The following is a 13,113-nucleotide window of genomic DNA, read 5'->3' on the forward strand; positions in this document are numbered from 1 at the left end:
CTGAAACTCAGTACAACTCAAAAAGCTTGCTCTTCAATTACCTTTTGACTCTTGACTGGCTGCACAAGAAAGTTGATAAATAAAAGTTGGTTCTTTTGAGAGTGACGTATAAATGATAAAAATATACTAGGCTTTATAAACAAACTCTGTAATTATGGTGCAAAATAATTGTCTTAAGAAGATGGATTACAAGTTAGTTTTTTAATTCCTTATCTTACGAATAAGTAGGAAAAGTAGGAAAAGTAGGAAAAGTCCTAAAAATAGGAAAAGCAACACAAATTTTTCTATCTCCAATAGGTATTGAATATATTTTTGTTTCAAGCAATAATATTGTTATGTTAAATATAAAATTTATGTAAAGTCGAGAAAATAGATATTTTTTGGAGATAGTTAAGAAAAATTTCCAGAGATGAGTTGAATAAAAAGGAAGAAGGCTTCTATGTATATGTTTTTCTGCTTATTTCAATGGAAAATAGCGCAAAAATTATTTTTAAAGTTTCCATAAATCACCGTATTCATAGGAACAATTGAAGAATTTTAATGATACAGTCTTTTATTATCGACTTTAGACATTAATTAGAACAACGCTAACAAATTTTTAAAAAAAGATTGCAACGATTAACTGTGTAAAAGGTTATTAATTATGGGATGCCGATTAAAAGTCTTTCTAACTGAGCAAGAAAAGCTGACTTTAGAAGAGTTAAGAAAAGCCAAACATGTTCCTCAACGCACCAAGGATCGAGCTCAAGTCTTACTGCTAAATAATCGTGGCTTAAAAAATGAGCAAATTGCTAAAGGTTTGAACTGGGCAATTTCAACAGTACGTCAAACCCTTCATCGTTGGGAAAAGATGGGTTTAGTAGGTCTGTGGGATGCTCCTGGCCGAGGTGGAAAACCTCGATATTCAGAATCAGATTTGGTTTATCTAGAAAATTGTTTAGCTCAAGAGTCACAGACTTATAACTCTAAACAATTAGCAAAAAAACTGGCATCTGAACGCCAGGTAAGCTTGAGTGCAGATCGGTTACGACGGATACTTAAACAAAGGGGAAGAAGGTTTGGAACCGCACGTACAAGCGATCGCATATCTTGAACACAACGACAGTAATATTAAAACTAAAACTGAAGAGCTGTTTGTCTGTGAGCCATAACCAGACTTCATTTATGTGGAACGCCCTCCTATTGCATCTCTTTATTATCAGATACTTTTGCGGCCAGGTGCTTTATTGCAGATTAAAGCATCTGGCTTGATACGTAAGATATCTTTAATGGCTAGGATTTTGCCGCAACTTGCAAAGCGGGGATATTGAAACATCCCTTTCAACCTTCATTATGCAGACCCAGAAGATTTTAGCAGCCTGAATAAAGGTTTTTTTAAGGGCAAACTAAGGCAAATCAAACCATAGACTATTAAGTATTAAGTTATATTTCTAGTAATGAGATTTCCACCTATCTAAATATGCTTGTTCTTTTAAACTACTTGTATAAGCTTAATTCAGTTGAATTGAAATATTAAGAACAAGTGGCTGCAACCATTATTAAAAGAGCGTAATGAACTTGTCACTCCCTCTCATAGCATAGAAAAAGGAATTCTTGCAAAATCTCATTCCCAGCAATTTTTACAGATTAGTATCAAGGAATTATTTAAATTTGAAAAAGAAAAAATTCACGCTAGGCTCTGAGAAAATCAATACCCAAGGTTTCATCAGAAAATGTTGAAAGTCCACAAATGCTCAAAATTGCTTGTTCGTATTTTTTATGATTTAATCTAAATTTTCCTTGGAAAACTCGAATAATTTTGGATTTTGGTTTTGAATTGATTCCTTTCTTGACTTAATTCCATCTATTTATTTAATGCCATTAAACTTCAAGTTATATTCAGACAGCGCAAAACAAAATCCACCTTGATATCAAATATCAGGTGGACTTGTTATTTATTCTTAGTGGATCCGAGCAGAGTCGAACTGCTGTCCAAATTGGGTATTGACCCCCCGCTCGTTCACAGGTTTAGCCTTTCTGACCCTCAAGGCGGGAATCGTTCATTATCCCGAACGTAGGATTCTCTGATTTAATCTTAGCCAGCAAGCCAACCAGAGAACGCTTACTAGAGCATCCGTTGGGGTTTGGTCTTCAGTCCTTAACGGAGTCAAACTAAAGACGCTCGAACCTATAAGAGGTGTTTAGGCAGCTACTAGAGCATCCTTACGAGCAAAGTTAACGATGTTATTCGCATTTACTTTTTGTTTGAGCCTTTGATTTTCGAGAGGAGACTCACTCTCGACCTGAATCACAGAGCAGCGTTCGCCAACCTGTCGAAACCGTGACGGACCCATGCGTTTCTATATTTCAATTATAATACGGAATTTGGTAATTCGTAATTCGTAATTTGTAGTTATCAGAGTCAGGATATATGGCTCTAATTACTGGAAATAGCCAATTGCTAATTTTAAACCATTAGCAATTGGCTATTTGCCACGATCCACAACAAGTATTTTTCTAAGTTAGTGCTTCAGCACCACCTACAACCTCAAGGAGTTCTTGGGTAATTGCAGCTTGTCGGGCTTTGTTGTAAGACAATGTGAGGGTATTTATCAATTCACCCGCATTTTCACTGGCATTACTCATAGCTGTCATCCGCGCTGCTAGTTCACTAGCCGCAGATTCTTGCAGCGCCCGCAATAGCTGGTTACTCAGATACAGGGGCAACAGAGAATCGAGGATCTGTACTGGATCTTGCTCAAAAATCATGTCAGGAGCCAACGCGCGGACTTGGCTAGCCACTTTCTCCCGTTCTACTTCAAATTTACCGCCACGGGTTGTCAAGCGGAAGATTTCGTCATCACCCGCTTCTAGTCCTTGCGGATCGAGGGGCAGTAAGGTTTGGATTACAGGACGGGAGCTAACCAAGGAAAGAAATCTGGTGTAGATTAATTCGATGCGGTCTACTTCTTCCGAAAGGAATAAAGAAAGTAGTTGATCGGCAATCTGATTGGCTTCGGCTGCGGTGGGGATTTGTTCTAAGCCGCTATAGGTGGCATCAATGGGCTGATCGCGGCGCTGAAAGTACTGTGTAGCTTTGCGCCCGACGAGTACAAATTGATAGTTTAAACCTTCTGCCTTGATTTCTTTTGCGCGGTTTTCTGCACGACGGATAACGTTATTATTGTAGCCGCCGCATAAACCGCGATCGCCTGAAATAACCAACAACCCGACTGATTTAACTTGGCGTTTTTTCAGCAGTGGTAGGTTTGCTTCTTCAAAACGCAAACGGCTTTGCAAACCATATAATACTTGTGCCAAGCGATCGGCAAAGGGGCGAGTTGCTAGTACTTGTTCTTGCGCCCGACGCACTCTAGCCGCAGCTACGAGACGCATGGCTTCTGTGATTTTTTTGGTGTTTTTGACCGACTGGATGCGATCGCGTATTGCTTTTAGATTGGCCATAACTTTAAGTTCTGAGTCCTGAGTTCTGAGTTCTGAGTTCTGAGTTCTGAGTTCTGAGTTTGAAATTTTGAGTTTTGAATGAAAAACTTTCTTAAACTCAACACTTATAGCTACTCAGCACTCGGCACTCAGCACTCAGCACTGTAATTACGCTGCTGCTTTGAAAGTCTTCTTGTATTCGGTAAGTGCTTCTTTCAAGGCAGCTTCTTCTGCATCACCTAGTGCTTTGGAGGCTCTTACTCCTTCGGCATACTGGGTTTTACCAGTCTTTAAGTACTCCCGCAGACCTTGGGTAAAGGTGGTGACTTTATCTACAGGCACATCATCCAAGTAACCATTGATACCAGCGTAAAGAATTGCTACTTGCTCGTATACCGAGAGTGGCGAATTTTGTGGTTGCTTGAGGAGTTCGCGTAACCGTTGACCACGTGCCAACTGGTCTTGAGTGGCTTTATCTAAGTCAGAAGCAAATTGAGCGAAAGCTTGCAGATCGTCAAATTGGGCTAGTTCCAATTTAATCTTACCGGCAACTTTTTTCATTGCCTTGGTTTGAGCCGCAGAACCCACGCGGGATACTGAAATACCAGGGTTTACTGCCGGACGGATACCAGCGTTAAATAAGTCAGAAGACAGGAATATCTGACCATCGGTAATGGAAATTACGTTTGTGGGGATGTATGCTGAAACGTCGCCAGCTTGGGTTTCGATGATTGGTAGGGCGGTCATGCTGCCTTTACCTAATTCGTCACTTAGCTTTGCGGCTCTTTCTAACAAACGAGAGTGAATGTAGAATACATCTCCAGGGTAAGCTTCGCGTCCGGGTGGACGACGTAGCAACAGGGACATTTGGCGATAAGCTTGGGCTTGCTTGGAAAGGTCATCGTAAATTACCAGGGTAGCTTTGCCTTTGTACATAAAGTACTCAGCAATAGTTGCGCCTGTATAAGGAGCTAGGTATTGTAGGGTTGCTGGTTCACTGGCGCTAGCGGTGACGACGACGGTGTAATCCATCGCGCCTTTTTCTTGCAATGTCTGCACCACGTTAGCGACGGTGGAGGCTTTTTGACCGATCGCAACGTATACACAAACTACATCTTCTTCTTTTTGGTTGATGATGGTGTCGATTGCGATCGCAGTTTTACCGGTTTGGCGATCGCCAATAATCAATTCCCGTTGACCACGACCGATGGGAATCATTGAGTCAATAGCTGTGATACCCGTTTGCATAGGTTCGTGTACAGATCGACGGGCAATGATACCGGGTGCTGGAGATTCAATCAAACGGCTGTCTGAGGATTTGATGTCTCCTTTACCATCAATGGGACGACCCAAAGCGTCTACAACTCGTCCAATTAAGGCTTCTCCGACTGGAATTTGAGCAATTCTACCAGTGGCGGTTACAGAACTACCTTCTTGAATTTCCAGCCCTTCACCCATCAACACCGCGCCCACGTTGTCTTCTTCTAAGTTTTGGGCGATGCCAATTGTGCCATCTTCAAATTCTAAGAGTTCCCCAGCCATAGCCTTTTCCAGACCATAGATCCGGGCAATACCGTCACCTACTTGTAGGACGGTACCAACGTTAGCAACTTTGACCTCTTGATCGTATTGCTCGATTTGTTGTTGGATAATGCTGCTAATTTCGTCAGGTCTAATTGATATGCTCATGTGTCTATCTTGTTTGCTTTCGAGACGGAAGTAAAAGGGACTAGGGATTAGGGACTGGGGATTAGGGATTAGGGATGGAAAGAATTTATGACTATAATCTTTTTCCTAGTCCCCAGTACCCAGCCTCCAGTCCCCAGTCCCAATTTTTTAGCTATTAGTTAAGCGCAATGAAAGGCGACGCAGCTGACCCCGGATACTGGCATCAATTACCTGCGAACCTACTTTAATGATCACACCACCAATTAACTCACTGTCTACCTTGGTTTCTAGTTCTACCTGGCGAGCATTAGTTATAGCAATCACTTTTTCTGTAATTGCCTGCTGTTGAGCTTCTGTGAGGGGAACGGCTGAAATCACTTCCGCTAATACGGTTTGATTCAGCTGCCGCAACAGCGCCAGATATTGTTGAAAAATCGATTCCAAGAATGCAATGCGGCGTTTGTCTACTAGCACTAACAAAAAGTTACGTAAGTAGGGGTTAGCGCTTTCACCGAGTATTTGTTTGATGAGAGCTTTTTTGTTCTCAGACTGAATAAACGGGTTGCTGAAGAAGTTATGTAGCTGTTTGTCTGCCCTTAGCAGTCCCAGAAAAGTCCGCGCATCTCCCCCGAACTCTTCTGTCAAATTTTTCGATTGCGCTATTGACAAAAGCGCCTGTGCATAAGGCTGGGCGACTTCGGCTGCGGCTATTTGACTTGTCATACATTGCCTCCCAGTTGTGCGATGCTGCGGTCAATTAAACTTTGTTGAGCATCGTCGGCAATCCCACCTTTAAGCTGTGATTCGACTTTCTGCAATGCTAGTGTAGCAACTCGTTGCCGTAATTGAGCGATCGCTCGCTCGGTTTCGGTGTTTAAATCTGCTGCTGCTGTTTGTTTCAAGCGTTCTACGTCTTGCGCTGCCTTTGCTAACAAGGCTTCTTTCGATTTTTGCGCGTTTTCTACGGCTGATTGGCGGATACGTTCTGCTTCTGCCTGAGATTGCTTTAACTGCTCTTGCGCTTGGGAAAGGGCAGTCTTTGCCTCTTTTAAGCGCCCTTCTGCTTCCTGAATTGCGGTGGCAATATTAGATTGTCGCTCGTTCAGGATATTGCTTAAAACTTTACGTCCGAAGTAGAATAAGATGCCAACCAGAATCGCAAGATTAATCAGATTGGTTTCAAAAATGTCTAGGTTTAGACCGAAACCACCTTCTGCTGCGCCTTCTGCCAATTCAGAGTGAACAGCGTTCGCTTCTGCGGCAAGTAATAAGAATGTCCCCATGATACCCATTTACAAGTGCGCTGCTCGCTTGCTAATACGTTGTATTTTCCCGTCAGGAAATTAAGTATCTTTCCTCAGAAGGGAAAAAGTGCCTTTTTTTGACACTTAATTAAGCGCTCTGGACTAGGGGCCAGTTGCGCGTATGCTTTACACAGAACCAATCTCGTTAGTTTATCTAACTGGAGTTGGCCCCAATAGTTTTTCTAGAATCTGCCGGCTTAAAGCATCAACTTGTTGCTCTAAGGTGTTAAAAGCTTGTTGCTTTTGTTGTTCGATTTCAACAGAAGCTTGTTCTCGTTGAGACTGAGCTTCCTTTTGGGCTTCAGCGATTTTTTCGGCAGTAATTTTCTTAGCTTCAAGTTGAGCGGCTTCTACAGTAGCTTGCGATTGTCTGCGAGCGTCTGCGAGTTGCTGCTCATATTCGGTAGCCAAGCGCTCGGCTTTAGCCAAGCTCTCCCGCGCCTCAAGGGTATTCGTTCGGATATAATTATCGCGATCGTCTAGTACCTTGGTCAGTGGCTTATAGAAAATTGCATTCAATAAAGCTGCTAGTAGCAGGAATTGCAATGCCATGAAGGGCAAGGTAGCATCGAAATCAAACATTTGTCTCCTCTTTGGCTGGAGTAGCAGTTTTCATGGCTAGCAACGTCATCCAACCTTTCATATTTTAGAGACCCATAGCCAACAAGGGTCAACTGAACATTAGAAATATTACGATACCCAAAATATTTTGATTGTAGAGGCGTGATGGTTCACGTCTCCACACTTACAAAATTTTCAGGTATTAACCGAAAGGATTAGCAAACAGCAATACCAGGGCAATTACTAGACCATAGATAGTCAAGGATTCCATGAATGCCAAGGTTAATAGCAGAGTACCGCGAATTTTTCCTTCTGCTTCAGGTTGACGAGCAATACCTTCTACTGCTTGTCCAGCAGCGTTACCTTGACCAATACCAGGGCCAATTGCAGCTAAACCAATCGCTAAAGCAGCAGCGAGAACTGAAGCAGCCTGAACTAATGGATCCATGTTGATTTTCCTTGCTTTGATTACAAAACTAACAAAAGTACGTTAACGATTAGAAACGTGGTTTTCACGCTGCACATGAGTTCTTTTGATCGCGCTTTGCGATGTTTTGAGCGAATATGCTCTTGGAACTGTGCTATCAACTGAGAAGTTTAATGCTCCTCATGTTCTTCTCCACCATGCCCTTCCATTGCCTCATGAATGTATGCTCCGGCTAGGGTGGCGAAAACCAGGGCTTGAATGGCACTGGTAAATAAACCCAAGGCCATTACAGGCAGAGGTACAAATAGAGGAACTAGCAGCACCAAAACCGCGACTACCAATTCATCCGCCAAAATATTACCAAATAGACGGAAGCTTAGGGAGAGTGGCTTGGTGAAATCTTCAAGAATTGCGATCGGCAACAAAACGGGTGTTGGCTCTATATATTTCTTAAAGTAGCCTAAACCCCGTTTGCTAAAACCCGCGTAAAAGTACGCTAAAGATGTTAACAATGCCAATGCAACAGTCGTATTGATGTCATTGGTGGGGGCAGCCAATTCGCCTGAAGGTAGCTTGATGAGCTTCCAGGGAATTAGCGCACCTGACCAGTTCGATACGAAAATAAACAAGAACAGTGTGCCAATAAATGGCACCCAAGGGCGGTACTCTTTCTCACCAAGTTGGTTTTTGGCCAAATCACGAATAAATTCTAGGGCGTATTCCATCAAATTCTGGATGCCCTTGGGAATTCTTTGTGCGTTGCGAGTAGCAGCTATTGAAGCCACTACTAAAATGCTAATCACAAACCATGAGGTGAGAAAAACTTGCCCATGAATTTTAAGATTGCCCAACTGCCAATAGAAATGATGACCTACTTCTAATTCGGCGAGGGGAAAAGAATTAAAGGCGTTTAAGACACTAAGCATTTGCATTCTTCAAGCTTTTTCCCCAACGAGCGAGGATGGGATTACTATCTTTGTGAGCCTGAACTTTTTAAGAATCAGGAATGAACGCAATTTGCACCATATAGACGAGGAGCGTGGCTTTGTAAGTTAGAAATCCCAAAAATATGGGCAAAATCTGTAGCTCACGCCATTGAGTTGCTACGATCATGACTCCAATAAATAGAGCAAAACGAGTTTTGCTCAAACTGGTTTTTTCACTACCAAGTTGCTCAACATCTCTAGCCAACATTTTTAAGTAAACCACACCTGTACACGCCCCAATTAAATAATTTAGGGCAATGTTTAAGGAATAAAAAATCCACACAGAGATAAAAATAACCCCCGTCAAGACAAGCGTGATTACCAACAATCGCTGGAAGAGTTCATGAAACTCTTGCATAGAGTTACCTGATTCTGTGTCTCCAGAACCAGTTTTAGCATCTTGTTGCGTTGTCGGAGTGGGCGCAATTGATTCGTCTGACAAGCTCACGAGACTTGAAACCAGTACAGCTAAATTATGATGACTGCACATTCAGTCAGCTGAATCATATCACGATCCGGTAACAATACTTTAGGAAAAAACAATTAACTTCTTGTCAACCTTAGACAGTCAGTAAAATTGCGCTCCCCGAAGTAAGAGAGTGGCTGATGATGTAAGAGAGTGTGCGGATGAATAATCAATAATCGCTGCCGGAAAATTCAAATTTTCTTCCAATTACAGCTTTTTTGAGTGGATTATCCTCCTCCAAAGTCGTTACATAACATCTTGGTGTTTGAATTAAGTCGGTGTCAATAAAATCAACTGGTGCTTGAGGAGTGTATGGACGTACCGCAAATCAGAAATTGTAGAGTAGCGGCTTGTCATTAAAGATCGCACCACTGCTAAATTCCAGAAAACTCCAACTTTTAGGATGTGCAATACCCTGTTTATTGGGTACTTTCCTAATTTACATTAATTTACCAAAAGTGGTGATGGGCGATCGCTTATCACCATGAGTATAAATTGCTTTTGTTAAGCCAGTAACAGAGTGCAGTTTAATTAAGCTGGTGTTAATAAAATCAGTTGCTGCTGAAGAAGCATTCTTACTCCATCTAATCCCAGTTGCCCACCTGCCAAAATTTCTGCCACTGTAGAATTAGCATCACATTTTTGCATAAATTCAAACTCTGGTACAGATAAATTAACAATCTGGTAATTGTAATTAAAGAAGCATTGACTAGGAAATCCTTCAAGACAAGGATTAAGTTCGGGAATTGCTGCCAATAAAGCATTATCGTCTGACCAATCAGCTTTGGTCAAGGGAGGACGACCGAGGAAAAACTCGTAATGAGTTACTTCTGGATCTAGTAATTCTATCAGGCGATAAAGCTGGCGATCACTTAATCCTTTTGCCCGTTCTACTAACTCTGGTGCTTTGCCCAAAAGCCTCTCCAAATCCCAGAAACTCGGATTTGAGAAACCAATAAACTCCAATCCCGAAGCATCAATTAATTCAAACAGCGTCTCAATGTTGTAGTCAATTTCTTGGGGATGAACGTACATATCAGCAAAGTGTTCATCCTTGTGATTTTCTAATGACCAACGCTGCTTTTCGTATTTGACAATTCGGTTATTTTCTGGTAAGGAAGCGAATATTTTTCGCCCGACTTCGACACCATCGCGGTAGTCGCCTTTTTTGTCACCTTGAAGAAGTGCGATCGCTTTTTGCATGAGTTGAATTTCCCAGCGTCCCAATTCCCCATACACAAAAATGTGCATCAAGCCGCCTGGGGCTAACTTCTTCGCCAAAGCTTGAATACCACGAATTGGATCAAGGGTATGATGCAAAACGCCAACACAGTTAATTAAATCAAACTCACCTGGTAACTGTTCCACATCAAACAAGCTGAGGTGATGAAACTCAACGCGGGTAGCCCCTGAACGCTGACAACGTTCTTTTGCTACATCTAAAGCACCAGTACTGAGATCAATTCCCACAACAGAAGCCTGGGGGTTGAGGTGAACCAAGTACTCTGTACTTACACCAGTACCGCAACCTGCATCTAAAATCCGAATATCTTGCCTTTGGGGTTTTTGACCTGTGCAGAAATTATGAGCGGCTAGCCAATTCCAGCGCCAGTTATAGCCTGGAGGTGGTTCATCCAACAAAGCTTCCGGCGGAAAGGGATATGTATTGTAGAGTTTGGCAACAGCAGCACTAACAGTTTGAGAATCGGACATGATGAGGAATAACGCAGCATTTCTGAGTTTAGCGGATAGTGGCTGATTAGAGCAAAGATTACTATTGCTTACTTTCTGCTATTTATCCAACAGCAAAGTCAGTAAATTGGCGTTTATAAGGAGCGTAAAATCCTAATACAATATCTTCTTTAGGTACACCAGCAGCAACTAATTCGTTAGCGATACCGATTTCTGTACCATCTCTTTGTATCCAAATTTTTTGTCTTTGATATCAACGTGAATGATAACTCCATAAATTCTTCGTTGTTCTTTCCAGCCAATATTTAAGACTTGATAATGATGGCGTTCTGCGTCAAACAATAATTGAATTTCTGTGCCATTAGCTACGTCGTTAGCAAAATGGTTACTTAAAATCTCTTGAATAATTTGAAAGTAATTTTTTCCTTCCATAAAACAATGTCCTGACTTAAGGAATTAAATATTAAAAGTTTAAGAGTTTGACAACAGCAGCACTAACGGTTTGGGAGTCTGACATTTCAAAAGCAATATTACAGCAATTCTGAGTTTAGCGAATGCGGAACACTTCAGGTATACAGATAATTGCGATCGCCATCAACCCATATATTTTAGGTAGGGAAGTTGTTTCAGTAAAAGCACTAGTGTTTAAGTATCTCTTAGCTTGTTTAAACCAGATAAAGGTGAGTTTATCAATGAAACAACTTTTATCACCTCAACACATGCAGTGAAAGAAATGCAGGTAGAGGTTATCTGCGAAAAACAAGAGTTTATTTGTGCTTCCACTGATGGACTGGAAAAAGTAGCAATTCGCTTGAGCGACTGGAAACCTTTCTCACCTTTCTTTAAACCTTTGGAGGAATATTTACACGAAACTGTTAATCCAAAGGAAGATAAATATCTGACGGAATTCCTTAACTCTGAGCGGCTAAATTCTCGCACTGACGATGATAAAACTTTACTTTTGTGCTTGTTTGATAGAGAGTAAAATTCGATGACAGTTCTCACCTGTGCTAGTACGGGAAAATCAATTACTCCATTCACATTTCTGGCTATGTTTTGGGTGACATCAAGCAGCAAAATATTCTTGTTAACGATCGTGCCTTACCTTCAATTATTGATACTGATTCTTTTCAGGTTCGGAATCCGGTAAATGGCAAGATTTATCGCTGTCCAGTTGGTTCACCAGACTATACACCACCGGAACTGATTGATAAAGATTTTTCTAATGATTTACAACCAATCAGAGTTTGATTTACGCTGTGAGTGGGGCGCACAAGGAGTTGCTCAACTTGCTCCCATAAGTGATGTAGTTGTGATAGTTGATATTCTCTCTTTTTCCACGTGCGTGGAAATTGCCACCAACAAAGGCGCAATCATTTTTCCCTACGCATATAAAGATGAATCAGCCATAGATTACGCCAAGTCAGTGCAAGCAGAGTTAGCAAGTCAGAGACAACGTTGGACTACAACTGGATATTCCCTTTCGCCAAAATCGGTGGCTGAAATTCTTGCTGGAACTAGACTAGTTTTACCCTCACCTAATGGTTCTTTTCTAACCTTACATACAGGAAATACACCAACTTTGGCTGGTTGCTTACGAAATTGCCAAGCTGTAGCGGAGTTTGCTCAAAAGTATGGCGATAAAATCGCTGTGATTCCTGCTGGTGAGAGGTGGAAAGAAGATGGTAGCCTAGGTCCTGCATTTGAAGATTTAATCGGTGCTGGGGCAATTCTCAGTTATTTACATGGCAGTTTATCACCAGAGGCAGAAGTTGCTGTGGCAACATTTCAAGCTTTTCAGCAAGATTTACTGGGGTACTTGAAAAAATGCAGTTCGGGTAAAGAGTTGATTGAAAAAGGTTTTGAGTCAGATGTTGAACTGTCTGCCGCCTACAATGTTAGTGATTGCGTACCTTGGTTTACTGATAATGCTTATGTAAATTCCAGGCTACACAAGTAATTAAAGGTCGCACTGATTAGTTTGGCAATATTTGGCATTATCTATAAACTCTTGCAACTTATTTAAGGAAATTATCTGAAATGATGTCCCATCCTGCACCGCTGCAGTGATGTAAGCAAACTTTTGACCGCGATAATACTGATCACGTCCAATTTTCGTAACATACCTAGACTTCTGGAAGTCATTAGAAATATTAGAATTATAAATATTTTGTAACAGTTTCACTGCTTTGGTATTTTTTGTGGTGAATTTGATGCTTGAGTCACCACTTACAGTTATTCCTTCTTTTGTCACTGTCCCATTTTGAGAAGTGACATCAGCATAAAAGTATAAATTTCCTTTTGTACCATCATAGCCGTGGGCTTCGCTGTTGTATCTCAAAGTTGGTAGTAGAGGTCTGGTCTTTGCCCACTTAACAACGGTGCTAATGTTTTGCTCTGGAAGCGCATTTGCAGGAGCAACGGCTAAAATAACTGCGATCGCAGACAGGGTAGTTTTGAATAAAAAGTTAAATTTAGAACTTTTATACATAGTATTTTCCCGCTAAAGAATACTGATAGCTAAAACTAAAAAACACCGCAATTTGAGAATTATTTCCAGGGCGGCGTTATTTCTCAATACTTAGT

15 protein-coding genes, 1 other RNA gene and 2 pseudogenes are annotated in these 13,113 nt (G+C 41.4%); 6 read left to right on the plus strand and 12 right to left on the minus strand.

Features of this window, described 5'->3' with window-relative positions:
* Nucleotides 1-643: 643 nt before the first annotated feature.
* Together FBB35_RS30810 and FBB35_RS35945 are read left to right on the plus strand one after the other, a co-directional pair.
* On the plus strand, nt 644-1,093 hold the full coding sequence (locus FBB35_RS30810) for a helix-turn-helix domain-containing protein (RefSeq protein WP_174712786.1): 450 nt from the start codon (nt 644-646) through the stop codon (nt 1,091-1,093).
* 73 nt (nt 1,094-1,166) lie between these two features.
* Complete coding sequence (locus FBB35_RS35945) at nt 1,167-1,310, plus strand: AAA-like domain-containing protein (RefSeq protein ID WP_217481683.1); 144 nt, start codon at nt 1,167-1,169, stop codon at nt 1,308-1,310.
* Nucleotides 1,311-1,941: 631 nt separating this feature from the next.
* Here the strand turns inward: FBB35_RS35945 and ssrA are convergent.
* The 9 genes from ssrA to FBB35_RS30860 form a co-directional block, all read right to left on the minus strand.
* Nucleotides 1,942-2,331: a transfer-messenger RNA gene (ssrA, locus tag FBB35_RS30820) on the minus strand.
* Between the two features lie 165 nt (nt 2,332-2,496).
* A complete protein-coding gene (locus tag FBB35_RS30825) occupies nt 2,497-3,444 on the minus strand; it encodes a F0F1 ATP synthase subunit gamma (protein WP_174712787.1) in 948 nt (315 codons plus the stop codon).
* A gap of 147 nt (nt 3,445-3,591) precedes the next feature.
* A complete protein-coding gene (atpA, locus tag FBB35_RS30830; RefSeq protein WP_174712788.1) occupies nt 3,592-5,112 on the minus strand; it encodes a F0F1 ATP synthase subunit alpha in 1,521 nt (506 codons plus the stop codon).
* 147 nt (nt 5,113-5,259) lie between these two features.
* Complete coding sequence (atpH, locus tag FBB35_RS30835) at nt 5,260-5,814, minus strand: ATP synthase F1 subunit delta (protein WP_174712789.1); 555 nt, start codon at nt 5,812-5,814, stop codon at nt 5,260-5,262.
* Nucleotides 5,811-6,383, minus strand: a complete 573-nt coding sequence (locus tag FBB35_RS30840) for a F0F1 ATP synthase subunit B (RefSeq protein ID WP_174712790.1) — start codon at nt 6,381-6,383, stop codon at nt 5,811-5,813. The genes atpH and FBB35_RS30840 overlap by 4 nt, the downstream gene beginning before the upstream one ends.
* 162 nt (nt 6,384-6,545) lie before the next feature.
* Entirely contained in the window at nt 6,546-6,977 is a 432-nt protein-coding gene (locus FBB35_RS30845; protein WP_174712791.1) for a F0F1 ATP synthase subunit B', read from the minus strand.
* 181 nt (nt 6,978-7,158) lie between these two features.
* Nucleotides 7,159-7,404 (minus strand): ATP synthase F0 subunit C, encoded by a 246-nt coding sequence (gene atpE, locus FBB35_RS30850; RefSeq protein ID WP_012411162.1) that lies wholly within the window; start codon nt 7,402-7,404, stop codon nt 7,159-7,161.
* A 149-nt stretch (nt 7,405-7,553) separates the two neighbouring features.
* Complete coding sequence (gene atpB, locus FBB35_RS30855) at nt 7,554-8,315, minus strand: F0F1 ATP synthase subunit A (RefSeq protein WP_012411161.1); 762 nt, start codon at nt 8,313-8,315, stop codon at nt 7,554-7,556.
* Between the two features lie 61 nt (nt 8,316-8,376).
* On the minus strand, nt 8,377-8,859 hold the full coding sequence (locus FBB35_RS30860) for an ATP synthase subunit I (protein WP_174712792.1): 483 nt from the start codon (nt 8,857-8,859) through the stop codon (nt 8,377-8,379).
* 326 nt (nt 8,860-9,185) lie between these two features.
* Between FBB35_RS30860 and FBB35_RS30865 the strand changes: the two genes are divergently transcribed.
* Entirely contained in the window at nt 9,186-9,323 is a 138-nt protein-coding gene (locus tag FBB35_RS30865; protein WP_174712793.1) for a hypothetical protein, read from the plus strand.
* 43 nt (nt 9,324-9,366) lie between these two features.
* Here the strand turns inward: FBB35_RS30865 and FBB35_RS30870 are convergent, their stop codons facing one another.
* Both FBB35_RS30870 and FBB35_RS30875 read right to left on the minus strand, forming a co-directional pair.
* On the minus strand, nt 9,367-10,548 hold the full coding sequence (locus tag FBB35_RS30870; protein WP_174712794.1) for a class I SAM-dependent methyltransferase: 1,182 nt from the start codon (nt 10,546-10,548) through the stop codon (nt 9,367-9,369).
* Nucleotides 10,549-10,630: 82 nt separating this feature from the next.
* A pseudogene (locus FBB35_RS30875) lies at nt 10,631-10,959 on the minus strand (XisI protein).
* 229 nt (nt 10,960-11,188) lie between these two features.
* On the opposite strand from FBB35_RS30875, the gene FBB35_RS30880 reads away from it, so the two are divergent.
* The 3 genes and pseudogenes from FBB35_RS30880 (at nt 11,189) to FBB35_RS30890 (ending at nt 12,487) form a co-directional block, all read left to right on the plus strand.
* Nucleotides 11,189-11,512: a protein phosphatase 2C domain-containing protein gene (locus tag FBB35_RS30880; RefSeq protein WP_254625739.1), complete on the plus strand. Its 324-nt coding sequence runs from the start codon at nt 11,189-11,191 to the stop codon at nt 11,510-11,512.
* A 47-nt stretch (nt 11,513-11,559) separates the two neighbouring features.
* Nucleotides 11,560-11,754, plus strand: a pseudogene (locus FBB35_RS30885) (hypothetical protein); the annotation flags it as partial.
* Nucleotides 11,753-12,487, plus strand: a complete 735-nt coding sequence (locus FBB35_RS30890) for a 2-phosphosulfolactate phosphatase (protein ID WP_174712795.1) — start codon at nt 11,753-11,755, stop codon at nt 12,485-12,487. The pseudogene FBB35_RS30885 and the gene FBB35_RS30890, both read left to right, overlap by 2 nt.
* Here FBB35_RS30890 and FBB35_RS30895 read toward each other — a convergent pair whose 3' ends face one another.
* Entirely contained in the window at nt 12,488-13,018 is a 531-nt protein-coding gene (locus FBB35_RS30895; RefSeq protein WP_174712796.1) for a hypothetical protein, read from the minus strand.
* Nucleotides 13,019-13,113: the final 95 nt, after the last annotated feature.

It is taken from the genome of Nostoc sp. TCL240-02, from assembly GCF_013343235.1.
Taxonomy (GTDB): Bacteria; Cyanobacteriota; Cyanobacteriia; order Cyanobacteriales; family Nostocaceae; genus Nostoc.